Below are 23,429 nucleotides of genomic sequence, written 5' to 3' on the forward strand. Positions count from 1 at the left end.
CAGGGGAGACGATATGGAACGACGACACTTCATGCGGGCGCTGGGCGCCGCGCCAGCCGTGCCCGGCATGCTCGCCGCCGGCCAGGCCCTCGGCGCCGCACCCGAAGTAGCAGCAGAAGGCGAGCGCACCTACATGCTGCGCCTGCTGCAGGGGATGGCCGAGCCGGTCCTGGCGCTGATGGCGAAAGGTGAACTGAAAAAGAAGTTTCCGCTCGAGCTCAGCCCGACCTGGGATGGGCGCAGGCAGTCGGTTGCCTACCTCGAGTGCTTCGGACGGCTCGTGGCGGGCATCGCACCCTGGCTCGCCCTGCCGGTGGACGACACCCCGGAAGGCCGCTTGCGCCAGCGCCTGCGGCAGATGACGCTGCAAAGCTATGCCAACGCGGTCGATCCGCGCAGCCCGGACTACCTGACCTGGCGCGGGGAAGGCCAGGCGTTGGTCGATTCCGCCTACTTCACCAATGCCCTCCTGCGTGCACCCGAGGTCCTGTGGGAGCCGCTCGACGCCGCGACCAAGGCGCGCATCATTGCGGAAATCAAGGGCTTGCGCCGGGTCGAGCCGCCGGACACCAACTGGTTGCTGTTCGCCGCCATGAACGAAGCCTGGCTGCTGTCGATCGGGGAAGAGTACGATCCGATGCGCATGAACGGGGCGATCCGCAAGATCAACGAGTGGTATGCCGGCGATGGCTGGATCAAGGACGGCAAGGATTTCCACTTCGACTATTACAACTCCTACGTCATCTACCCGATGCTGCTGGAAGTGCTCGACGTCCTGGTCGCGAAGAAAGGAAGGTTCTGGCAGGCCAAGCCCCAGGAACTGCTGGCGCAAGCGACCAGGCGCGCCCAGCGCTATTGCGAACACCTCGAACGCTTCGTCGGGCCGGACGGCAGTTTCCCGCCGATCGGCCGTTCGCTCACCTACCGTACCGCCGCCTTCCAGCCGCTGGCGCTGCTGGCCTGGCGCAAGCAGTTGCCGGCCTCGCTGCCGGAAGGGCAGGTGCGCGCGGCGCTGCATGCGGTGCACAAGGCCATCTGGGATGCGCCCGGCAACTTCACGGCGGACGGCTTCCTGACCATCGGTTTTCGCGGCCACCAGCCCGGACTGGGGGATTCGTACTCGAACAACGGCAGCATGTACATCGCCTCGACCAGCCTGCTGGCCCTGGGGCTGCCCGCAAGCGACACGTTCTGGACCGCGCCGGCGCAGGACTGGACCCAGAAGAAGGCTTTCAGCGGCCGCGGGTTCCCGAAGGATTATCCGGTGAACTACTGAAGCAGCATCTAGTCCTGGCGGGGCTGCGGCGGCCGGATTCGACGCGGTGGCGCAGCCTTCCGGCTGCGCGTAGTACACTGGCAAGGCTTTCCACCGCCTGCCGTCTCATGTCGATACCACCTTCGCAAGCGCCCGCCGCATCTTCCGCACATCCGGCAGCGGTGATGCAGATCCTGTTCTCCGTCGCCTTCGTCCACCTGCTGAACGACTGCGTGCAGGCCGTGCTGCCCGCCATCTACCCGCTGCTCAAGCAGGAATTCGCGCTCAGCTTCACCCAGATCGGCCTGATCACGCTGACCTTCCAGTGCACCGCCTCGGTCCTGCAACCCTGGATCGGCCTGTATACCGACAGGCGCCCGATTCCCTTCCTGTTGCCGGCCGGGATGTGCGTCACGCTGGGCGGCGTCGCGCTGCTGGCGACCGCGGGCAGCTTCCCCATGCTGCTGCTGGCGGCCGGCCTGATCGGCGTCGGTTCCTCGACCTTCCACCCGGAAGCCTCGCGCGTGGCGCGGCTGGCCTCGGGCGGGCGCTTCGGCTTCGCGCAGTCGCTGTTCCAGGTGGGCGGCAACCTCGGCTCGGCCTTCGGACCGCTGCTGGCCGCCGCCATCATCGTGGGCCAAGGGCAGGGCAGGATCGCCTGGCTCATGTTACTGGTGCTGCTGGCGGTCGCGGTGCTGGTCGGCGTGAGCCGCTGGTACGCGGGCCACCTGCGCAGCGTGACGAAGAAAATCGCAGTCCATACCGGCACCGGCCTGGCGCGCGGGCGCGTCATCTGGGCGCTCACCGTGCTGGCGCTGCTGGTGTTCTCCAAGTACATCTACATGGCCAGCCTGTCGAGCTACTACACCTTCTACCTGATCGAGCGCTTCCATGTATCGGTGGAGGCGGCGCAGATGTACCTGTTCCTGTTCCTGGCCGCTGTGGCGGCGGGCACCTTCGCGGGCGGCCCGATCGGCGACCGCATCGGCCGCAAGCGCGTCATCTGGTTCTCGATCCTGGGCGCCGCGCCCTTCGCGCTGGCGCTGCCCTATGCCAGCCTGTTCTGGACCGCCGTGCTGTCGGTGGTGATCGGACTGGTGATGTCGTCCGCCTTCTCGGCCATCGTCGTGTTCGCGCAGGAGCTGGTGCCGGACAAGGTGGGCATGATCGCCGGCCTGTTCTTCGGCCTGATGTTCGGCATCAGCGGCATCGGCGCGGCCGTGATGGGCGCCATCGCCGACACCACCGGCATCGAGTACGTATACCGGGTGGCGTCCTTCCTGCCGCTGCTGGGCATCCTGGCCGTGCTGCTGCCGCGGATCGAATCGGGGCAACGGTAGTTTCTACACGAACATCGTGCGCCGGGCCGGGCGGCACTATGTACATAATGCGGGATCGCGGCGGCAGGCGCTGCGATTCCTACCGTTTCCCCCACTGTCCCTTCCCCATGAAGATCCGGGCCTACCTCCTGATCATGATCGGCGCCATCATCCTGCCGATCTCGTTGTTTGCTGCCGTGGCGCTGCAGACCCTGCTGCGCTCCGAACGCGAGCATGCGCTCCAGGCACTGGAAGATACGGTCAGCGCCACAGTGCTGCTGGTAGACCGGGAGCTGAGCAGTGCGGAGGCCGCGCTGCGCGTGCTGGCGCATTCGCCGCACCTGGCGCACGGCGACATGCAGGCCTTCTACGAGCACGCGCAAAGTGCCGACCGCGGCGAGACCGGCCGCACGATCCTGTTCGACCCGGCCGGCCAGCAGATCATCAATACGGTGATCCCGCTCGGGGACCCCTTGCCGCCGCCGCCCGACTACGTGCGCGTGCGTACCCGGCAGGTCATCGACACCCAGCGCACCGTGGTCTCGGGCCTGATCACGGGCGCCGTCCAGCGGGTGCCGGTCACGACCATCAATGTCCCGGTGCCGCTGGGGGAGGGGCGGCGCTACGTGCTGGCCTCGGTGTTCGGCACCGATTACTTCAATGAGCTGATCGCGCAGCGCAGGGTTCCGCCCAGCTGGGCGCTTGCCGTCGTCGACCGCGAAGGCCGCTTCATCGCGCGCAGCCGCGAAACGAACAGGATCGGCCAGGTCGCCAATCCCGAGCTGCTGCGGGTGGCGGCCGGCAAGACACGGGGCCTGCTGCGGACGAAAACCATCGCCGGCGTGGATGCCTACTTCGCCTTCACCCGTTCGCCGATGTCCGGCTGGCTGGTGGCGGTGTCGGCGCCGGCGGCGGAGATCGAAGGCGCCGCGCGGCGTGCGGTGACCCTGGCGGCCATCGGCATGCTAGTCGCGGTGCTGTGCGCGGCCGGCGCCGCCGTGTTCTTCGCGCGGCGCCTGGTGGCGTCGATCCGCGGCGCTGCCAGTGCCGCCACGACGCTCGGCCACGGCGGCGTGCCCGCGGCGGCTCCCGCCAGCATCGCCGAAGTCAAGGAGCTGCACCGCTCGATCGACGAGGCTGCACACAAGCTGGCCGAGGCGCAGGCCGAGCGGACTTCGCTGCTGGAGCGCGAACAGGAAGCGCGCGTGGTGGCCGAGCAGCAGGTGCAGATCCGCGACGAGTTCCTCGCCATGCTGAGCCACGAGCTGCGCAATCCGCTCAGCGGCATCGTCGGCGCGGCCCAACTGCTGCGCATGGACGCGGCCAACCCGGCCCTGAAGGAGCATGCGCAGGACATCCTGCTAAGGCAGGGCAAGCACCTGACCCGCATCGTCGACGACCTGCTCGATCTGGCCCGCCTGGCCCGCGGCAAGGTGCAGCTCGACCTGCGTCCGGTGGACCTGGCCGCGGTGATCGAATCGACGGTCGATGCGCTGCGCATCGCCGGCAAGGTCGAGCACCGGCTCGGCTGCCGGCTGGAACCGGCCTGGGTGCTGGCCGACCGCACGCGCATCGAGCAGGTGGTGGGCAACCTGGTGACCAATGCGCTCAAGTACACGCCGAAAGGCGGCACGATCGATATCACCCTGACGAACGGGGGCGGAGAAGCCTGCCTGGCGGTGCGCGACTCGGGCGTGGGGATCGCTCCCGAGCTGATGCCCCAGCTGTTCGATATCTTCGTGCAGGGCAAGGTATCGCTCGACCGCGCGCAGGGCGGCCTGGGCATCGGCCTGTCGCTGGTGCGCAGCCTGGTGGCGCTGCATGGCGGATCGATTTCCGCCGAGAGTGCGGGAACCGGACAGGGCAGCACCTTCATCCTGCGCCTGCCGCTGCTCGACGAGGGAGATGGCGACACCCCGGGTGCGACGGCAAAGCCCACGCAGGACGCGTCGCTTGGGGCGCCCATCCTGCTCATCGAAGACAACCAGGACGCGCGCCAGATGCTGGCGGCGCAGCTGGCGACGATGGGCTACCGGGTGCTGGAGGCGGACAACGGGCTTGACGGCCTGGCGCTGGCGCGCCGCGAGCGCCCCGGCCTGGCCATCGTCGATATCGGGCTGCCAGGCATGAACGGCTACGAGATCGCGGCGCAGATGCGGCGCGATCCGGCCCTGGAGCAGGTGCGCCTGGTCGCGTTGACCGGTTACGGACAGGAAGCAGACCGCCGCCGTGCGCTCGACGCCGGCTTCGACGCGCACCTGGTCAAGCCGCTGAAGTTCGAGGACCTGGCGGCGTTGCTGGACGTGGCGGCGTAAACCCGCTCAGGCGGCTTCGCGTTGCGGGGCGGCCTCTTCCTGCGCCGGGGCGCGCATCCCGCCGACTGCGGACAGGTAGAGCAGCAGCGACGCCAGCGCACAGCCGAACAGGATCAGCGGCAGCAGCACCGGGCCGGAGGCATCGGCCAGGATCGCCGCCGCGATCATCGGTGCGGCGGCCTTGAACAGCAGCGAAGGCGCGGCCATCGCGCCGGTGATCGCGCCGTAGTGGCGGGCGCCGAACAGTACCCGCGGCAGGGTGCCGCGCACGATCGTCAGCATGCCGTTGCTCATCCCGTACAGCAGGCAGAACAGCGCCACCGCCCATGCCTGGCTCCCCAGCAGCGCCAGTGACAGCAGGTCGAGTCGACCAGCGCACCGATCGGCGTCGCCGCTACGCCCGCCACCAGCAGGCTCCAGGAAAATGCGGCGAAGGCGGTCTCGTTGCTGATGTGCAGGTCGCGCCGGATGTCAGGCGCCAGCACGGCGAAGGCATAGTACAGGGCTCCCCATGACGCGATCTGCGTGCTGCCGACAAAACTGTTCTCCCGATGCGATGCTGCCGCTTGCCACTCTACCGCAGCCGGCACTTTGTTGCCGGGCACTGTCGGTTTGTCATCATCCTGTCAAATGATTTCCATAACATTCGAACTATTTGCGTATTGTCCTTATAATTTGATAATGATGGAATTGACCAAGGAAGCCACCATGGACACCAAGGCCGCCATCGCGGCGCTGGCCGCCCTGGCCCAGGAATCGCGGCTGGCCACCTACCGGCTGCTGGTGCAGTCCGGTCCTGTCGGCATGGCAGCGAGCAAGATTGCAGAGGCGCTCGGCATGCCGGCGTCCTCGTTGTCCTTCCACCTGAAGGAGCTGAGCCATGCCGGCCTGATCACGGCACGCCAGGAAGGGCGCTTCATCATCTATGCGGCGCGCTTCGACACCATGAACGACCTGCTGGTCTTCCTTACCGAGAACTGCTGCAGCGGCAACCCGTGCACGCCTGTGTGCGGCGCCAGGACCTGATCCATTGAATACCACCATGAGCGTGCTCTCCTCTGCACCGGCAATGCCTGTCGCTCGCGCATCGGCGACGCCGTCTTCGATCACCTCGCTCCGCCCGGCTGGAAAGCGCTGAGCGCGGGCCGGCAAGACCTGCCCGGCCTGCCTCGGCCCGGTATTGCGCACCACCGGGGCCTGGACGACCCCAGCCACGTCGAGGGCGCACCGACTACCTGACGGACCGGTATAGTAGGCGCAGCGAGCGCACGCGGGACAGCGACGCGCAGAGCGCACGGCTATAGGAGAAGCGATGAAACCGGTCCGCATCCGACTGAGCAGGAAGAAGGGCTGGAAGCTGCCGCCGAACACGGTGTCGGTGGCGCGCCCGGGGCGCTGGGGCAATCCGTTCTCGGTGATGCCGGACGCGGTGCCGGGTACGCCGGGGGGCACGCCCGGCGGTAAGCAATACACGGCCATGCCGAGCGTGGCGGAAGCGGTGGCGGCCTACCGGCGCTGGGTCGAAGGGACGCCGGAAGGGCAGCAGCTGGCTGCGGAAGCGCGCGTGGCGCTGCGGGGCAAGAACCTGGCCTGCTGGTGCCCGCTCGACGGCCCCTGCCATGCCGAAGTGCTCCTCGACATCGTGAACCGCTAAGCAGGCCTTGGCGATTATTTGGCGGCGACCACGCTGCCGATGCCCGACACCGACTTGTTCACCACGCGCGGGTTGCCGTAATAGGTGAGGTTGCCCATACCGCGCACGTCGGCATTCAGCTTCTCCTTGGCGTGGATGTTCACCGAGCCGATGCCTTCGAACCTCACGTTGGCCTCCTGCGCGAACAGGGCCCTGGTGTCGACCTCGCCCACGCCCTGGGCGTGCAGGCGCAGTTCGCGCACTTCGCCGTCGATGGCCAGGCGGCCGGCGCCGCGGTAATTGACGTCCAGGCGCTCGCCGCGCACCTTGGTCAGGCGCATCTCTCCGGCACCTTCGCCCTTGAAGGTCTGCAGGGAAGGCAAGGTCACGACCACGCGGTCGGTACTTTTCAGGCTGTTGCGGGTGCTGTCCTTCATGTCCAGGCGCAGCTCGCCGTCCACCACTTCGCTGGTGACGCGTTCGATGAAGCGCGGGTCGCCCTGTACCTTGAGCGAATAGGATTTACCGGCTTCCACCACCAGGCTGACCGGGCCGTGGACGGCGATGCCCTTGAAAGGCGTCACACTGCGCACTTGCTCATCGGCATTGGCCGAGATCGAAGCGAGGGACAGGACGGCGGCGAGGATCAGGCGTTGCATGGTGTTCTCCGGTAAGTGGTATGAATCCATTGTAGGGAGAAGGAAGGAGCCGGGGGACCGTTTGCGACGAACTGCAAGAATGCGAGGGTGGACGGTTGCGAAGGCGGCCTGTGCGTATTGCGTAAGCTGGGGGGGCAACACTGGACCGATCGGTGTCAATACCGCTGTGTGCGCTGTTGCACATTTGTCCTGCCAGATTGAGAAAAATAGGTGCGCACGATTGCGAGCGTGACAATATTGTCACTGAGTTAAGGCTATAATTTTCTTCGTCCACTTGCGTAGCCGATACCATGCACATCTCGACTGTTACATTACCTGAAATGAAGCTCGCCGGGCTGCCGCTTGCAGGTCCACTTTCAGATCTGGAAGCGGATATGCCGGACATCTGGAGCACCTTCCTGGAACGCGAAAGCGAACTGGGCGAAACCAATGGGTTGCGCTACGGCGTGAGCCTGCAAGACAAGCACGGGGTGCGCATCGAGTGCATCGCCGCCGAGGTCCAGGACCTCAACTCGCTGCCCCCGGGCATGATCGGCATCCGTATCCCGGAACGCCGCTATGCGATGCTGACGCACCGCGGACCGGTGACGCGCGTGCAGGCCACCTACCTGACCGGCTACGCCGCGATCGAGCAGCTGGGCATGGTGCAGGACGAGGAAGGCTGGCGCATCGAACGCTACGACCGCCGCTACACGCCGGCGCTCCACGACGGCAATCGCCCGGACAATGCCTACGACATCCTGATCCCGCTGCTGTAAAAACAAAGCCCTGCGCGTGCGCGGAGCACGGTCGCAGGGCAACAGAATTGGTGCCGGTATATTTCCCGACCGCCGGCGCCGGTAGGGCGGCTTGCGCCGCCAGCATCCCTTCCCAAGGACAAGCGCATTTTGCCTGCCGATTGTGACAGGCGTTTGACGCGTTTCCACGCGCGTGGTTCAGCGCATGTCGTCGGCCAGCCTGTCGCCCGGTTCCTCGTGCGTGGCGGCAAAGGCCTCGCTCTCGGTGCAATGCGCAATGTCATCGCAACCGTCCTCGACGACTTCCGGCGGCTTGAGCATGTCGTCGAGCATGGCCCGCAGCTCGGGCGTATTCCAGTCGACGCCAGCGCGGTCGCAACGCGCGATGTAATTGAGCACTTCGCGGTTCTGCGCCGGGCTCAGCGGGAGCCCCTGCCACGTGTGCATCGGGGATATGTCGGTTTTCATCATGACCTCGCTTCACGGCCACCGGCCGCGCCGGTCCACTATACGCCGCGCGGCCGTGGCAGGCGCACGGGATGAACCCCTCCTATCACATGAATATTTCAATACGGCTATCGCGCGCTGTTCCAGAAGTCGCAGAGCTACACTCGAAACGCTCGACATCGCGATGTCAAACCGACAGGTGAGGCCGCACGGCCGAGACCGGCGCGGCAGCCCCAACCACCATTCAAAAATCAGGAGATCCATCATGCAGAAGAAACAGGTCGTCAAGAAGTTGCTTGCAGTTGGCGCCGTTGCCGCCATGTTCAGCGCCTTCGGCGTACAGGCCCAGACCAGCGGCCAGAGCGCGCAGTCGATGAGCAATCAGAGCGCGACCGGCAACCCCAACCTGACCGGCAAGACCGCCGCCGATGGTACCGTCAACAATACCAGCAGCCAAGGCATGGAAGACCGCAGCTCGCAGGTCGGCGCCTCCGGCAGCCAGGGCACTACCCGTGCCGAAGGCGCCAAGTCGCAGACTTCGGACCACAGCGGGATGCAGTCCACCTCCGGCGCCTCGGGCGCTGCCGGCGCGACCGGCTCGGGCGCGGCCAAGCTGAGCGCTGCCGACCGGAAGACCATCACCGACATGGCGCTGTCCAACATGGCCGAAGTCGAAACCGGCAAGCTGGCCCTGAGCAAGAGCCAGAACCCGGACGTCAAGACCTTCGCCCAACAAATGATCGACGACCACGGCAAGGCCCTGACCGAAGTGCAGACCCTGGCCCAGCAGAAGGGCGTCACCCTGCCGACCGAACTGGACCCCAAGCACAAGGCCATCTCGGCCAAGCTTGAAAAGCTCAGCGGCGAGGCATTCGACCGCGAGTACATGAAGTCCGTGGGCGTGGCCGACCACAAGGACACTCACGCCAAGCTGCAGAAAGGCGCGAAGAGCGCCAAGGATCCTGACGTCAAGGCACTGGCCGCCAAGCTGATGCCCACGGTCGAGCAGCACCTGAAGGCAGCCCAGCAGATGTCGTCGGCCAAGTCCGGCACCACCTCGGGCAAGTAAGAAGTTAAACAAGCAGCAAGGAGCAGGCGGCTGGCTTGGAAGGCAGCCGGCCAGCGATACGCCGGCGGGCGCAATGCGTCCGCCGGCCTGCACGCAAGTGTATCAAGGAGAATCTCATGCAGAAAACACTGCGTATCCATCGTGTACTGGCGCTGTCGATCGCAGGCGCAATGTTCGCCGCAGGCGCCGCACAGGCCCAGGCGGTCACGCAAGGCACGGCGCCGGCCGCTGCCGCAGCTGCCGGCGCCCCCGCCGCCCCTGCATCATCGAGCGGCTCTGCGGCCAAGCTGGACCGATCAGACCGCAACGCCTTGATCGAGATGGCGCAAGCGAACATGGCCGAGATCGCCACCGGCAAGCTTGCACTCAGCAAAGCTGTCAACCCCGAAATCAAGGCCTATGCCCAGCGTATGGTCGACGAGCACAGCAAGACGCTGGCCGAGGTACAAGCGCTGGCCCAGGCCAAGGGCGTTGAATTGCCGAAGGAGCTGAACGTCAAGTACAAGGCCAAGGGCGCCATGCTCGAAGCCCTGAAAGGCGACATTTTTGATCGCACCTACATGAAGCAGTCGGGCCGGCGCGACCACCGCGTCACCCACGAGCAGCTGCGTGACAACATGAACAAGATCAAGGATCCGGACATCAAGGCCCTGGCCATGAAGATGCAGCCGATCGTCGAGCAGCACCTGCTGGCCGCGGACGAACTGATCGCCCGCACGGCGCGCGGCGCCACCGGTACGGCTGGCACGCCAGGCAATGACACCAGCACCATCACCGGCAAGGAACCGATCCCGAACAAGAAGTAAGCCGTCGTATCGATCCTGCCCTGGCATTCCGTATCATCGTTGCGGGATGCCTTTCCACTTCCCTTCGATACGGTCGATATCGATTTCGATCCCGACGATCGCCTTCAGCATCCCCTCGATATAGTCCGGCGGCGCATCCGCTACCGACCACGGGTGCGGCTGGCCGGCTTCGTGGTACCGTGTCTGCCCATGCAGGAAGTCCAGCAGCCACCCCGGCTCCTCGATCGCGCGCAGCCGCCCATGCACGTGCACCACGTGGTAGTCCCAGGTCGGCACCACCTTTCCGCCGGTAGCGGCCTTTTCCTGCTGGTCGGGCGGCACATAGCCGGCGGGGCCGCGGAAGACGGCCAGCACCTGCTGGCTGGCGCGGCGCCACACCGGGTTGGCGCGTGCCACATGGGCGCGCAGCAGGCCCAAGCCCTTGGTGCCCCCCTCGACGAATTCGAAGGGCAGGTGGTCGGCGTCCGGCAGCCCATGATGCTGGCTGACGAGCATGCCCAGCGCATGCTGCCTGATCAGCGCCCGCATGGCCCGCGGGTCCTGCTGGCGGTGTCGCGTCGGCAGGTACATCAGCGCACCTGCATGACCACAACCTCGGTCTTGAGCGAATTCGCGATATAGCAGCGCTCGTGCGCGGCGTGGTGGATGGCGTCCAGTTCCTCGCCGGTGGGCTGGCGCGCGCCGGCGGCTTCGGCTGCAAATGCGATGGCCGGACGCAGTTCGATGCGGGTCATCGCCATGCGGCCCGCATTGTCCTCGCCGAGGTAGCCCACGGCCCGGTCCACATAGCTGTCCACCGTGAAGCCCTGCTCCCGCGCGATCGACAGGAAAAACAGCATGTGGCAGCTCGATGCCGCTGCCACCAGCGCTTCTTCCGGATCGAGTGCCGTCGGGTCGGACATCGGTAGCGGCACCGACAAGGGCGAAGACGAGGCCCGCAAGCGCAGGCCGCCGTCGAACTGCCAGTCGTGAGCGCGGCTGTAGCGCCCGTCCAGGAAAGCCTGGCCGGCGCGCTGCCAGGCCACCCGTGCCTCGAATTCCTTCATCTTTCCTCCGTGATGGTCAGGCCATCCATCTTACGAGGTCATTTGGCTTGCCCAAAGTACCAATCCGGGCGAAGATGAGCGTACCAATGCCATGCACATCGACGACCTGATCACCGCTGCGCCGCTCGAGCGCACCGCCGCCACACCACTGTTCCGCCAGCTCTATGCACGGCTGAAGGACGCCATCCTGCACGGACGCCTGGCGCCCGGTACGCGCCTGCCGGCCACGCGCGCGCTGGCGCAACAACTGAAGGTGTCGCGCCAGACCGTGCTGGCCGCCTACATGCAGTTGACCGCCGAAGGCTACCTGCGCGGCGGGGTGGGGCAGGGCACCTTCGTGGACGCCAGCCTGCCTTCAGCGCGCCCGACGCAGCGTCCGGGGGCGAACCCGGGCGCCATCGTGCCCGGCGCGCCGGATACGCAAGTTGGGCCACGGCCGCTGCCGCCACGCGGACTGGCAATGGCGTCGAGCATGGCGCGGGTACGTCACCACTCTGGTACCTTGCGGGCGTTCAGGCCGAGCATGCCGGGCCTGGACCTGTTTCCCTTCGAGGTCTGGCGCAAGCTGGAAGCGCACCACTGGCGCCGTCGCGAGCTGCCGCTGGGCTACGGCGCCGCCGCCGGCCACAGGCCGCTGCGCGAGCTGCTGTGCGCTTACCTGAATGCCTCGCGCGGGGTACGCTGCACGCCCGAGCAGATCATCGTCACCACCGGATCGCAGCAGGCCCTCTACCTGCTGGCGCAGCTGCTGCTGGCGCCGGGCGAAGGCGTGTGGCTGGAGTCGCCGGGCTACCAGGGCGCGGCCGCGCCCTTCATGGTGGCTGGTGCGCGCATGTGCCTGGTGCCGGTCGATGCCGAAGGCATGGACGTCGCTTATGCGGCCACGCACTATCCGGACGCCGCGATGGTTTTCGCTACCCCTTCGCACCAGCTGCCCCTGGGCGTGACCATGAGCCTGGGCAGGCGCCTCGCGCTGCTGCGCTGGGCCGAGGCGAACCGCGCCTGGATCGTCGAAGACGACTATGACAGCGAATACCGCTACACCGGCCCGCCGCTCGCTTCGCTGCAGAGCCTCGACCGCGCAGGCTGCGTGATCTACGTCGGCACCCTGTCCAAGGTGCTGTTCCCTGGCCTGCGCCTGGGCTATGTGGTAGCACCGCCGGCCTTGGTCGAACCCTTGACGCAGGCGAAAGCGGTGGTCGACCGTCACAGCCCGGTGATGCCGCAGGCGGTGCTGGCCGACTTCATCCGGCAGGGCCATTTTGCCCGCCACATCCGGCGCACCCGCGATGCCTATGCCGAGCGCCGCGGCGCGATGCTGGGGGCGCTGAAAAGCCGCCTGGGTGGCATGCTGGCCTGCGGCCCAGCGGATACCGGCCTGGACGTCTGCGTCCGCATCACGGGGCCCCTGGGCGAAGCGGACGCCGTGGCGCGTGCCATGGCTGCCGGCGTTGACCTGCGCCCGTTGTCCTACTACGTCCACCCGGAGGCCGGCCCGGCATGTGCGGCGCCGCCCGGGATGCTGCTGGGCTTTTCGGCGTTTACGCCGGTAGAGATCCGGGCGGGAATGGCTTGTTTGGAACAGGTCCTGACGCCCGAAACTGGATTGAGAGGAGCAAGCCCGAGATAGGCGAACCTTAGCATGTGTAATGTGGTGAATTAAGAACTGGTTAAGGGGCTGCCTGTAGCCTTTTGGTCCTCAGCTGTTGTCTTGCTGCCTAGAACATGTAAAGATGGGGCGGGCATACATACACAGTGTTGAATCACCGACGGGAGCGGCATGGCTTGGTCATGCTTGATGACTTCCGGCAGATACTTCAGAATCCCGGCTTATGCATCCTCCTCTGTCACGCATTCTCATCTGCCGCACCGATAACATCGGCGACGTCGTCCTCACCCTGCCGCTGGTAGGCTTCCTGAAACAGGCCGTCCCGGGCGTCAAGGTGGACATGGTGTGCCGTGCCTATGCCGCGCCGGTGGTTAGCTGCTGCCGGCATGTCGACCGGGTGCTGGCGCTGGAAGAATTGGACGTCGACCGCCTGTTCCGGGACGAGGAATACGACACCGTCATCTTTGCATTCCCGCACCGGGCGATCGGCCGTGCGGCGCGCCGCGCCCACGTGCCGAACCGGGTAGGAAGCAGCCACCGCCTGCACCACTGGATCAGCTGCAACCGCCTCGCGCACTTCAGCCGGGCGCGTTCCACGCTGCACGAAGCCCAGCTGAACTTCGCCCTGCTCAAGCCGATCGGCATCGATCACCAGCCGACCCTGGACGAGCTCTGGCCCCTGTACGGACTGCATGCGCCGCGCGACACCCGCGCCGACCATCCTTTCGACCCATCGCGCTTCAACCTGATCCTGCACCCGAAGTCCAACGGCAATGGCCGCGAATGGCCGCTGGCGCGCTACACCGAACTGGCTGCGATGCTGCGCAGCGACCCCGACATTGCGGTCTGGATCACGGGCAGCCGGGCCGAGGGCGAACTGCTGGCGCGCGAGGCGCCTGCGCTGCTGGACAGCCCGAACGTGCGCAACCTGTGCGGCCAGGTCGACCTGAACGGCCTGGTTGCGCTGATCGGCATGGCGGACGGCCTGGTCGCAAGCGGCACCGGCCCGCTGCACGTGGCGGCGGCGCTGGGACGACCGACGCTCGGCCTGTTCCCCCCGATCAAACCGATCGACATTGCCCGCTGGGGCGCGCTTGGCCAGCAGGCCGTGTCGCTCTGCGGCGAGCAGGCCTGCGGCAACTGCACCGACGCCTCGCACTGCCGCTGCATGGACGCAATCAGCGCGCACCAGGTGGCGCAGGTGATCGCAGGCTGGCGCAGGACGCAGCAGCAGAATCAGCAGCAGCGCAGCGAGCGCCAGGAGGAAGCGGCAGCGTGACGCCGAAGCTGTTGATCACCCTCGACTCCATGCGTTTCGAGAACACAGGCCTGCACACCTTCGGCCACAGCCTGACGAGCGAGCTGGCCAGGCAGGGACAAGGCAAGGTCGAGCTGAGCGCCTACACCTATCCGCAGCAAGACGGCTTCCTGGGCGAGGGGGCATCCTATGTGCTCCATCGCAGCTACCACCGCTGGCACTTCCCCCGCAAGCGGGAGTACGACGTGGTCCATTTCGCCGACCAGTACTGCCGCTTCGGCCCGGAACGCGTGCGCGCCAAAACAGTGATGACGGTCCACGACCTCAACCAGGTGTACGAACGGCAGCCGGGCAGCGCGAAATACCACCGCTATCTGCGGCGCATGAGCCGCAAGATCAAGGGCGCCGACCGCATTGTGGCGATTTCGGAATTCGTCAAGGGCGACATCCTGCGCTTCTTTCCTGAGGCCGAAGGCAAGATTTCGGTCATCTACAACGGCACCAATCCGGGCCATGCACCCGAGGGCCACCAGCCGCGCTTTGTGCCGCAGGGCCGTTTCCTGTTTGCGGTCGGGATGGTCTGCCCGAAGAAGAATTTCCATGTGCTCGTCCCCCTGCTGCGCGCGAATGACTACACGCTCGTGGTCGCCGGCGTGGTCAAGGAACCCTACAAGGAAAAGATCATGCAGGAAGCGGCGCGCTTCGGCGTGTCCGAGCGGGTGGTGGTGACCGGGCCGGTCAGCGGGTTCGACAAGGACTGGTACTACGCGCATTGCGACGCCTTCCTGTTCCCTTCGCTTGCCGAAGGCTTCGGCCTGCCGGTGCTGGAGGCGATGCACCACGGCCGCCCGGTGTTCCTGTCGCGCTTCACCAGCTTGCCGGAAGTCGGCGGCGACGCGGCCTTTTACTTCGACAGCTTCGATCCGGACCACATGAGCGCGGTCCTGAAAGACGGGCTGGCGCGCTTCGCCCGGGAGGAGGGCGCCCAGCGTGCCCGCAAGCATGCGAGCCGGTTCAGCTGGGAGAAGGCGGGAGCGGCCTATCTCGACCTGTACCGCCAGGTCCTCGGCTGAGCCCACCGGGTTTATACTGCGGGGATGAACCAGACCCGCTGCTCCTGGGCCAACATGGCCAATCCGCGCTACATCGCCTATCACGACCACGAGTGGGGCGTGCCCTGCCACGACGAGACCACGCTGTTCGAGATGCTGAACCTCGAAGGCGCGCAGGCCGGCCTGTCGTGGGAGACCATCCTGAACAAGCGCGACAACTACCGCGCCGCCTTCGACAACTGGGACGCGCACAGAATCGCAGCCTACGACGACGCCAAGGTAGCCGAGCTGCTGGCCAATCCGGGTATCGTGCGCAACCGCCTGAAGGTGGCGGCCGCGATCGGCAACGCCAAGGCTTACCTGGCGATGCGCGAACAGGGATTGACGCTGGACGCCTACCTGTGGGGCTGGGTCGACGGCAAGCCGGTCGTCAACGACTGGCCGGACGGTTCGCGCCCCGCCAAGACCGCGCTCTCGGACCGTATCTCGAAAGACCTGTCGAAGCGGGGCTTCAAGTTCGTCGGCTCGACCATCATCTACGCCTACCTGCAAGGCATCGGCGTGGTGAACGACCACGACAAGGCCTGCTTCTGTTTCGCGGGGGCTTGAGGTGGATATGCGCGCACACTGGCGCGGCCGCGACCGCTACACCGTGTTCGACTCGCGCTACGGCGATGGCGGCCGGGTGCGCGCCCTGCAGGACGCCTGGCGCGCGGATCCCGAGCGCCCCGCACGGCTGCACATCGTCGCGCTTGCCGATGGCATGCTGCCGGGCTTCCACCGCATTCCCCAGGACGACCCACGCCTGACGCTGACGCTGCTAGCGGCGCCATCGGATGCGGCGCTGGCGCAGCTGGGCGCGCAGCCGGATTATATTTACCTGCACGGCATCGCCGGCGCCGCTTTCGTGCGGCCGCTGGCACGCATCGCAGGGAGTGGCGCGCGCCTGCATGCCGACGCACTGAGTGACGAACAGCGTGCGGCGCTACAGGCGCAGGGCTTCGTCTTCGACGATGAGGGCAGCAGCGCGCTCTTTGCGAGCCGCAAGCCGCGCCTGCCGGTGCCGCAGGTAGCGCCGGCAGCGCAGAAGCGGGTCCTGGTCATCGGGGCGGGGCTGGCCGGCTCCGCTGCCTGCGCCAGCCTGTGCGCGCGCGGCTGGCAGGTGACACTGGTCGAACGTCATCCGGCGCCGAGCATGGAAGCCTCGGGCAACTTGGCCGGCATTTTCATGCCGCTGCTCTCGCGCGACGACAACATCCCGACCCGCCTGACCCGCGCCGCCTACCTGTATGCGCTGCGCGCCTGGCGCCAGCTGGGCGGCATCGGCAACGCCATCGAGGGGCAGGCGTGCGGCGTGCTGCAATTGGCGCGCGATGCAGGCCACGCCGAGGTCTCGCGCGCCATCGCGCGCGCAGCGCATTACCCGCCGGACTTCGCACGCTGGCTGGAGCGTGCCGAAGCCGAAGCGCTGCTCGGGCTTCCCGTACCGGATGGCGGCTGGCTGTTCCCGCAGGGAGGCTGGGCGCGTCCCGGCAGTGTGTGCGAGGCGATGCTGCAGTCCTGCGGCAACCGGCTGGAGCGCCGCTTCGGCGCCGGTACCATCGCCTTGGAGCACGATGGGGACGAATGGCTGGCGCGCGCTGAAGACGGCAGGGTGGTCGCGCAGGCGCCGACCGTGGTGCTGGCCAACGGCGCGGGTGCGCGCAGCCTGGCGCAATCGCGGGAACTGCCGCTGGCGGCCCTGCGCGGACAGGTCAGCCACCTGGCAAGCGGCAGCCTGCCCGCCTTGCCGCTGGTGCTGTGCCGCGAAGCCTACCTGACCCCGGCGGCCGGCGGCATCACCTGCGCCGGCGCCACCTATGACCTCGACGCCGATCCGCAACTGCGCCTGTCGAGCCACGAAGAGAACATCGAACGCCTGCGCGGCCTCGTGTCCGACCCGGCCGCCGCCGAAGGAGCGCCGTTGGCGGGCCGTGTGGGCTTCCGCTGCGTGGCCCCGGACCGCCTGCCGCTGGTCGGCCGCCTGCCGGACTTCGCTGCCGCCGGCAGTACCGAGCGGCTGCGCGACGTGCCGCGCCATCCCGGCCTGCATGCGCTGCTCGGCTATGCGTCACGGGGCCTGATCTGGGCGCCCCTGGGCGCGGAACTGCTGGCCGCGCAGCTCGAAGGCGAACCGCTGCCGCTGGAAACAAACCTGGTCGATGCGCTCGATCCGGCGCGCTTCGTGCTGCGTGCACGCAGGATGCCACGCGGTCCGTCGTAGGGGGTGATCTAGTCCGGTGGACTAGATCACGGTCCAGTGGGCCAGATCGCGCTCAGCCGGCCGCGCGTTCAACCAGCAGGTGAATGGACGATGCGTCTGTTCTTGCCCGAGTTGAACGCGCATTCGGCACAGCCGAACACCCTACGTGTTGCGTTAGTGCAATAAGTTACATTCCGCCAGAAAGTGTCAGATCGCCCGGCGGTATAATTGACTTACGGTAACTTTTTCGGCCGCAATCCAGCCAATCCGATGGAAGACCCACATTCGCCCCTGTCCATGTTTCTCGCGTCGACTGCGCACGACATGAAGAATTCGATCAGCGTCCTGTCCGGCACGCTCGAACGCCTGCTCGACGACGCCACCCCTGGGACCGAGAAGGCCTATCCGCAGATGGCGCAAATGCTGTACCAGACGCGCCGCCTGAACGACAACCTGATGCAGTTGCTGGCGCTGTACAAGCAGGTCGGCACGCCCGAGTATCCGTTCGACGTGCAGCCGCTCGAAGTCGGCCAGCTGGCCGAGCAGGTGGTCGCCCTCGAACGCGTGCTGCTGGAATCGCGCGGCATCGCGTTCGAGCTCGACATCGATCCCGAGCTGGTCTGGCACTTCGACGAAGACCTGATCGTCGGCGTGGTCTCGCATGCCGTCAACAATGCCGTGCACTACACGCGCGACCGCATCCTGCTTGCTGCGCGCGAGCGCGATGGCTGGCTCGAGATCCGCGTCGAAGACAATGGCGCGGGCTTTCCGGCCGCGCTGCTGGCGGCGGGCAGTGCGGCGATGAACGGCCTGGCGTCCGGCGTCAACTTCCTGACCAACAGCGCCGGCCTCGGCCTGCACTTCTCGCGCGAGGTCGCGCGCATGCACCGCCACCGCGGGCGCAGCGGCGCCGTGCGCCTTGAAAACGGCGGCCGGCTGGGCGGCGGCTGCTTCATCCTGACCCTGCCATGAGCGCCGTCGTCAGCTCCCTGGTCACGCCGGTCTCGGACCAGGTGGACTGGGCCTCCAAGACCTACCTCGTGGTCGACGACTTCATCGGCGTGCGCCAGCTGCTGCGCGAAGCCCTGCGCAGCCTGGGCGCGCGCAACATCGATCAGGCGTCGAGCGGCGGCGAGGCCATGGGCCTGCTCAACAAGACACGCTACGATGTGGTGCTGTGCGACTTCAACCTCGGCGAGGGCAAGAACGGCCAGCAGGTGCTGGAAGAGGCGCGCATGCGCAACTTGCTGCTGCCCTCGAGCGTGTTCCTGATGGTGTCGGCCGAGAAGAGCGTCGAGTCGGTGATGGGTGCGGCCGAGCACCAGCCGGATGCTTACCTCGTCAAGCCGATCACGGAAGGCGTGCTCCTGAGCCGCCTGAACCGCGTCTGGCGCAAGAAGCAGGTGTTCGGCCTGATCGACCAGGCCTATGCCGAGAAGGACTACCTGCGCGCCGCGCGCCTGTGCGACGAGCAGATTGCCGTGAACAAGCCGCACGAGATCGACCTGCTGCGCATGAAGGCGCGCTTGATGGAGAAGAGCGGCGAGCCGGCCAAGGCGCGCGAAACCTACGAGCGCGTGCTGGCGCAGCGCGAGTACCAGTGGGCGCGTTCCGGGCTGGCCAAGATCCGCATGGCCGACGGCGACTTCGAGCAGGCGCGCCAGATGTTCCAGACCGTGATCGCCGAGAACCGCTACTACATCGACGCCTACGACCAGCTGGCGCTGGCCTGGCAGAAGATGGGCAAGCACGAGGAAGCCCTGAACGTGCTGGAGCGTGCGGCCAAGCTGTCGCCGAATTCCGTGCCGCGCCAGCGCAACCTCGGGCAGGCCAGCCTGAAGCTGGGGAACGTCGGCATGGCCGAGAGGGCCTTCCGCAAGTGCATCGCGATCGGCGAGTATTCGATCCGCAAGACGCCGGATGCCTACCTCGGGTTGGCGCGCGTGTGCGGCCTGAAGAACGATCCCAAGGAAGCGCTGCAATTGCTGATCGCGGCGCAGCGCGAGTTCGGCGCCGACCATCCGGACATGGAACTGCGCACCAAGATCACCGAAGGCCTGGTGTACCACGAGAGCGGCGACTACCGCCGCGCGCGCAAGGCCGGCGACGAGCTGGAAGCGTTGCTGCAGGCGACAACCGAACGTCCCGACGTGCCGACCTGCCTCGAGATGGCGACCCTGCTGTTCGCAGTGGGCGTCAAGGAAGCGCCGGTCGACCTGCTGTGCTACGTCATCCGCAACAACCACGACAATACCTTCCTGCAGGACGAGGTGCAGCAGATCTTCGAGAAGGCGCGCATGGGCGAGGAGGGCGAAAAGCTGATCCGCGGCGCGCGCAAGGAAGCGATCGACCTGATGAACCAGGGCGTGCTGCTCTGGAAGACCGACAAGCTGGCCGAGGCGGTCGAGTGGATGCGCAATGCCCGCGCGGCGCTGCCGCACAACGTGCGCATCCTGTTCAACTCGGCGCAGATCCTGATCTCGCACATGCAGCAGCGCGGCTACAGCGCCGAGTTGATGGAAGAGGCGCAGGACGTGCTGGCGCATGTGGACCGGCTGCAGCCGGGGCAGCAGCGCTTTGCGCAGCTGATGGAGCAGTTGATGGGGTTGGTTCCAAAGGCGGAGGAGGAGCCTGCAAAGGAGGCGGCCGGCGAAGCCGCCGCTTGAGTCAGCGCCAGTTCCGCCTCACCTCCTCGCACCGCTGCCCCTGCGCGGCATTTCCATGCCGCCGCGCCAGCTCCGTGCACAGCACCGCGACATCGATCCCGCCATCGCGCGTGCGCGCAGCCTCCACGGCCCCGTCCAGCGCGCATTCCCCAATGTACTGGCCCAGTGCCCGGTAGCTCTCGAACTGGGTCTCGTCGAACCACTGGTCCACCGAGCTCTCGTGCGGATAGGCCGGGTGGACCTTGCGGTAGTTGAGCAGGTCGGCGTTCTCGCGTCCGACGATGGCCGGTTTGATGTACAGCAGCGTGCCATCGACGCCGCCCTGGTCGACCTGGCTGTAGCGTACCGTGCCGACGGCGCAGCTGGCGCCGCACAGGCCTTCGCCACCGAGCTGCGCCAGCTTCGACACGTCGAGATCGATGCGGACGTGCAGGTCGGTGCCGACCTTGCGGATCGCATTGCCGAGGTCCGCGAAGGCCAGCCCCCCGTCGCTGGCCACGTCGACCGCGATGATCAGGCGGCAGCGCCGCCGCACCAGTTCGTAGATGCCGAGGTTGTCGAAATGCCCGCCGTCGGACAGGTAGACGTAGGTGGCGTCGGCATTGGTCAGGCCGAACAGCTCGGCCAGCAGGCTGAACAGGCCGACCCGCGGCGAGGATTGCTGCCAGGCTGCCTTGCGCGGATTCGGGCACCAGCGGCCCAGGCGCACGTTAAACATCGTCATCAGGAAGTTCAGCGGCGGCGAGGAATGCGCGCCCATGTTCGGGCTGGCTGCCGCGCCGGAGACCGCGACGGCCATCCCGAGCCGCACGCCGGCGTCGTCGTCGGTCCCGGCGCCCGAGCGCGAGCCATATGTGCCGGTGGGACGGTAGCAGCCGCGCGCAGCATCGCTGCCGGTCGCTCCGGGGACGGCGGCGCTTCCCACCGAGCCGGCCGGCAGCTCGAAGCCGCAGTAGCGCGGCGTGAAGGTGAAGGATGCTGCCTTGCGGGTGCGCCAGGCCAGCTCCTCGCCGCCTACCAGGTTGAGCGAGGTATTGATGATGTGGCAGGGGCGCTGCTGCTTCAGGTCCGCCAGCAGCGGGTCGTCACCGGGGTCGAAGCCGGTGAAGGGGTGCGGTTTGCGCGCGCAGCTGCTGGCGCCGAAGTAGGCGCGCACCAGGCGGTTCCGGTACAGCATGTAGAGCGAGAACTTGTTGATGTCCACGCGCCAGCCGAGCAGCAGCGCCGCGCCCAGCAGGATCGCGAAGGTCCAGGCCAGCCGGTTGCCGTCGGTCGCCAAAGTAGCGCTGGTATACGCCCCGTAGACGCAGGTGAGCTTGATCGGTGAGGGGCAGGCGAGCTGCGGCGGCGCCACTACGGCCTGCACCAGCGCGCTCAGGAGGGCGAATACGCCGATGGTGAAGACGTACGGCGCGAGCCGCGCCGCCAGATCGAGACGCGCATCGGTGGCGCGAATGCCCGTGCCGTAGATTCCCGTCTTGCTTCCGCTGCCAGCCTTCAGGCCGAACCAGGTCATGAGCAGCCAGCCGAGTGCGGTGCTGATGTGCGTCCATGGCGTGCTGGTGAGCCAGGCCCAGTGCAACAGCGGCGCCAGGAAGAACGCCACGCCGAACATCGTGACCCAGGCCAGCGCGAAGATCCAGGCCCAGGCGCCCTGGCGGCTCCACCATTCGCGGCTGGCATCGCTGTACATGCGGCCGATCAGGCCGATCATCAGGGTCATGGTGCCGGCGAACAGCGCCATCATCAAGGGCATACCGAAGGTGGTTAGGGCGATCGCGTTGTTCAGCACCGGGTGCAGGTGCGGGTCGGGCAACAGGGACAGGCCGGCCAGCAGCAGCCCCGTGCCGGTCGCGAGCGCACCGACGGCGCACAGCAGGTGCACGAAACCCTCCATGAGTTCGGGCCCGCTCAGGTCGGCCGGCGGGGGATGCGGATGCAGCAGGCGGGGCAACACGGCCAGTGCGGTGCCTGCCAGGACCAGCGCCACGCACAGCGCCACCAGACCGATCAGCAGCCAGACGCAAGTGTCCGAGGCCATGATCCTGGCCATGGTGTCTGGTGCAAAGGCGCGCGCAGCCGCGCACAGCAGCGCCATCACGGCCACGAGGGCGGCGCCGCAAAAGGTGTAGCCGGCGCGCCTGTAGACGCTGGTGCGGTCGTGCGCCAGGTACCAGCCGCAGGCCCACACGAAGAAGTAGGCGACCCCGGGCGCAAGCAGCCAGTACAGCCGCTCCCGGGCCGGCAGCGCACCTCCCGCCCAGAACGGCGTCGCGCCGCCGTGCTGCCACAGGCCCACGCTGCCCAGGAAGCCGGCAAGCAGCAGCGGCAGGTTGATCCACCAGAGCACCGCGCCTTGCGACAGCGGGAAGCGGCGCTGTCCGCGCGAGGAGGAAGGCTTGCTGGAGATGCTCAGCGCAATGCAGAACACGGCGAGGAGGAACAGCAGCACGCCCGCCATCCAGGCCAGGTCGGCATACAGGACCCACGGTCCGCCGGAATCGACGATGCGGTGCACGGCCCACACTGCGACGCGCGGCAGCAGGAGCAGGGCGCACAGCCAGGCCACCAGCATCGTCAGGTTCAGGCCGGTGTTGCGGACATAGGTGCCGATCAGGGTCCAGGTGTCGGCGCTGAACATGCCGCCGCGCGGCGACAGGTAGTTGCAGTACTGGCGCAGGAAGCGGATCGCCGGCGCCTCGGCGCTGCCTGCGGGTGGCGCCAGCATGTCCTCGACCTTGCGCACGTCGCCGCCCTGTTCGTGGATGCACTTGGACAGCCAGCCGCCGATGAAGCCGCCGCCGGAGACGGTGGACAGGTAGTCGAGGTGGCGCAGCAGCCGCTGCCTTGCCAGCGCCTGCAGCATGCCGAGTCCGAAGGTGGCGCTGCGCACGCCGCCGCCGGACAAGGCCAGCCCCACCAGCCCGGCCTCGTGGGCGCGGGCGGCAAGGTCGGCGCCCGGGGTGGCGTCGGGATCGGGGTGCAGCAGGTCGAGTTCGTCGCGGAAGACGTCCCGGAAGGTCGCGCCGCTGACCTCGTCCAGGCGCTGCAGGGTGGGTTCGTCGAGCACGCCGCGGCCGGCGATGCCCTGGCGCCGGCGGAACTCGACGATCGCCTCGGCCAGCTCGCCCAGCGTGCAGGCATGTGCCGGCGGGCGGCAACCGGCCGCTTCCAGTTTTCGGCGCAGGTCGGCGATTTGCGCCGGAACCAGGCTGGCTGGGTCGAACGAAGGCACGGGCACTCCTGCTCAAAACGGGCGGCCAGGAGAAGCCGGTCCCGCTGAGTCCAGTTCAGCACGCTAGGAAAGCGGACGCTA

At 67.2% G+C, this 23,429-nt stretch carries 23 protein-coding genes; 16 read left to right on the plus strand and 7 right to left on the minus strand.

Annotated features, from left to right (window positions below):
- The first annotated feature begins 13 nt into the window (after positions 1–13).
- The 3 genes from MA09_RS16025 to MA09_RS23775 all read left to right on the plus strand — a co-directional run bounded on the left by MA09_RS16025 (position 14) and on the right by MA09_RS23775 (position 4,889).
- On the plus strand, positions 14–1,276 hold the full coding sequence (locus MA09_RS16025) for a DUF2264 domain-containing protein (RefSeq protein WP_036250654.1): 1,263 nt from the start codon (positions 14–16) through the stop codon (positions 1,274–1,276).
- A gap of 164 nt (positions 1,277–1,440) precedes the next feature.
- On the plus strand, positions 1,441–2,595 hold the full coding sequence (locus MA09_RS16030; RefSeq protein WP_200883079.1) for an MFS transporter: 1,155 nt from the start codon (positions 1,441–1,443) through the stop codon (positions 2,593–2,595).
- Between the two features lie 107 nt (positions 2,596–2,702).
- Entirely contained in the window at positions 2,703–4,889 is a 2,187-nt protein-coding gene (locus MA09_RS23775) for an ATP-binding protein (RefSeq protein ID WP_051933517.1), read from the plus strand.
- Between the two features lie 6 nt (positions 4,890–4,895).
- Here the strand turns inward: MA09_RS23775 and MA09_RS16040 are convergent, their stop codons facing one another.
- Positions 4,896–5,210, minus strand: coding sequence for a hypothetical protein (locus MA09_RS16040; protein ID WP_036250659.1), 315 nt, complete (start codon positions 5,208–5,210; stop codon positions 4,896–4,898).
- Positions 5,180–5,494 (minus strand): hypothetical protein, encoded by a 315-nt coding sequence (locus MA09_RS24660; RefSeq protein WP_152594686.1) that lies wholly within the window; start codon positions 5,492–5,494, stop codon positions 5,180–5,182. The genes MA09_RS16040 and MA09_RS24660 overlap by 31 nt, the downstream gene beginning before the upstream one ends.
- 103 nt (positions 5,495–5,597) lie before the next feature.
- On the opposite strand from MA09_RS24660, the gene MA09_RS16045 reads away from it, so the two are divergent.
- From MA09_RS16045 to MA09_RS16050, 3 genes are all read left to right on the plus strand, one after another.
- Positions 5,598–5,915: a helix-turn-helix transcriptional regulator gene (locus tag MA09_RS16045; protein WP_036250748.1), complete on the plus strand. Its 318-nt coding sequence runs from the start codon at positions 5,598–5,600 to the stop codon at positions 5,913–5,915.
- A gap of 3 nt (positions 5,916–5,918) precedes the next feature.
- Positions 5,919–6,128 carry a hypothetical protein gene (locus MA09_RS24665; RefSeq protein WP_152594690.1) on the plus strand — a complete coding sequence of 70 codons (210 nt, stop codon included), beginning with the start codon at positions 5,919–5,921 and terminating at the stop codon, positions 6,126–6,128.
- Between the two features lie 73 nt (positions 6,129–6,201).
- Positions 6,202–6,543: a DUF4326 domain-containing protein gene (locus MA09_RS16050; protein WP_036250661.1), complete on the plus strand. Its 342-nt coding sequence runs from the start codon at positions 6,202–6,204 to the stop codon at positions 6,541–6,543.
- 14 nt (positions 6,544–6,557) lie between these two features.
- Here MA09_RS16050 and MA09_RS16055 read toward each other — a convergent pair whose 3' ends face one another.
- Positions 6,558–7,181 carry a GIN domain-containing protein gene (locus MA09_RS16055; RefSeq protein ID WP_036250664.1) on the minus strand — a complete coding sequence of 208 codons (624 nt, stop codon included), beginning with the start codon at positions 7,179–7,181 and terminating at the stop codon, positions 6,558–6,560.
- 290 nt (positions 7,182–7,471) lie between these two features.
- Here MA09_RS16055 and MA09_RS16060 point away from each other — a divergent pair, with 290 nt between their 5' ends.
- A complete protein-coding gene (locus tag MA09_RS16060; protein WP_036250667.1) occupies positions 7,472–7,939 on the plus strand; it encodes a GyrI-like domain-containing protein in 468 nt (155 codons plus the stop codon).
- 177 nt (positions 7,940–8,116) lie between these two features.
- Here the strand turns inward: MA09_RS16060 and MA09_RS16065 are convergent, their stop codons facing one another.
- Positions 8,117–8,389, minus strand: coding sequence for a hypothetical protein (locus MA09_RS16065; protein WP_036250669.1), 273 nt, complete (start codon positions 8,387–8,389; stop codon positions 8,117–8,119).
- A 241-nt stretch (positions 8,390–8,630) separates the two neighbouring features.
- Between MA09_RS16065 and MA09_RS16070 the strand changes: the two genes are divergently transcribed.
- On the plus strand, positions 8,631–9,434 hold the full coding sequence (locus tag MA09_RS16070) for a DUF4142 domain-containing protein (protein WP_081897639.1): 804 nt from the start codon (positions 8,631–8,633) through the stop codon (positions 9,432–9,434).
- 116 nt (positions 9,435–9,550) lie between these two features.
- Positions 9,551–10,240: a DUF4142 domain-containing protein gene (locus tag MA09_RS16075; protein ID WP_051933520.1), complete on the plus strand. Its 690-nt coding sequence runs from the start codon at positions 9,551–9,553 to the stop codon at positions 10,238–10,240.
- Between the two features lie 33 nt (positions 10,241–10,273).
- On the opposite strand, the gene MA09_RS16080 is transcribed toward MA09_RS16075, so the two are convergent.
- Positions 10,274–10,810, minus strand: a complete 537-nt coding sequence (locus MA09_RS16080; protein ID WP_036250671.1) for an FMN-binding negative transcriptional regulator — start codon at positions 10,808–10,810, stop codon at positions 10,274–10,276.
- On the minus strand, positions 10,810–11,286 hold the full coding sequence (locus MA09_RS16085; protein WP_036250673.1) for an OsmC family protein: 477 nt from the start codon (positions 11,284–11,286) through the stop codon (positions 10,810–10,812). Before MA09_RS16085 ends, MA09_RS16080 begins: the two co-directional genes overlap by 1 nt.
- Positions 11,287–11,377: 91 nt before the next feature.
- Here MA09_RS16085 and MA09_RS16090 point away from each other — a divergent pair, with 91 nt between their 5' ends.
- The 7 genes from MA09_RS16090 (at position 11,378) to MA09_RS16120 (ending at position 20,113) form a co-directional block, all read left to right on the plus strand.
- Positions 11,378–12,916 carry a PLP-dependent aminotransferase family protein gene (locus MA09_RS16090; protein ID WP_036250676.1) on the plus strand — a complete coding sequence of 513 codons (1,539 nt, stop codon included), beginning with the start codon at positions 11,378–11,380 and terminating at the stop codon, positions 12,914–12,916.
- A gap of 202 nt (positions 12,917–13,118) precedes the next feature.
- Complete coding sequence (locus MA09_RS16095) at positions 13,119–14,174, plus strand: glycosyltransferase family 9 protein (RefSeq protein ID WP_051933521.1); 1,056 nt, start codon at positions 13,119–13,121, stop codon at positions 14,172–14,174.
- Positions 14,171–15,226: a glycosyltransferase family 1 protein gene (locus MA09_RS16100; RefSeq protein WP_051933522.1), complete on the plus strand. Its 1,056-nt coding sequence runs from the start codon at positions 14,171–14,173 to the stop codon at positions 15,224–15,226. Before MA09_RS16095 ends, MA09_RS16100 begins: the two co-directional genes overlap by 4 nt.
- Before the next feature lie 24 nt (positions 15,227–15,250).
- Positions 15,251–15,814: a DNA-3-methyladenine glycosylase I gene (locus tag MA09_RS16105; protein ID WP_036250678.1), complete on the plus strand. Its 564-nt coding sequence runs from the start codon at positions 15,251–15,253 to the stop codon at positions 15,812–15,814.
- 7 nt (positions 15,815–15,821) lie between these two features.
- Complete coding sequence (gene mnmC / locus MA09_RS16110; RefSeq protein ID WP_051933523.1) at positions 15,822–17,468, plus strand: FAD-dependent 5-carboxymethylaminomethyl-2-thiouridine(34) oxidoreductase MnmC; 1,647 nt, start codon at positions 15,822–15,824, stop codon at positions 17,466–17,468.
- A 249-nt stretch (positions 17,469–17,717) separates the two neighbouring features.
- Positions 17,718–18,419 (plus strand): sensor histidine kinase KdpD, encoded by a 702-nt coding sequence (locus MA09_RS16115; RefSeq protein WP_036250683.1) that lies wholly within the window; start codon positions 17,718–17,720, stop codon positions 18,417–18,419.
- Positions 18,416–20,113, plus strand: a complete 1,698-nt coding sequence (locus MA09_RS16120; RefSeq protein WP_036250685.1) for a tetratricopeptide repeat protein — start codon at positions 18,416–18,418, stop codon at positions 20,111–20,113. The genes MA09_RS16115 and MA09_RS16120 overlap by 4 nt, the downstream gene beginning before the upstream one ends.
- 1 nt (position 20,114) lies before the next feature.
- Here MA09_RS16120 and MA09_RS16125 read toward each other — a convergent pair whose 3' ends face one another.
- Positions 20,115–23,348 carry a patatin-like phospholipase family protein gene (locus MA09_RS16125; RefSeq protein WP_081897640.1) on the minus strand — a complete coding sequence of 1,078 codons (3,234 nt, stop codon included), beginning with the start codon at positions 23,346–23,348 and terminating at the stop codon, positions 20,115–20,117.
- Positions 23,349–23,429 lie beyond the last annotated feature (81 nt).

The organism is Massilia sp. BSC265, from assembly GCF_000740675.1.
GTDB lineage: Bacteria > Pseudomonadota > Gammaproteobacteria > Burkholderiales > Burkholderiaceae_D > Telluria.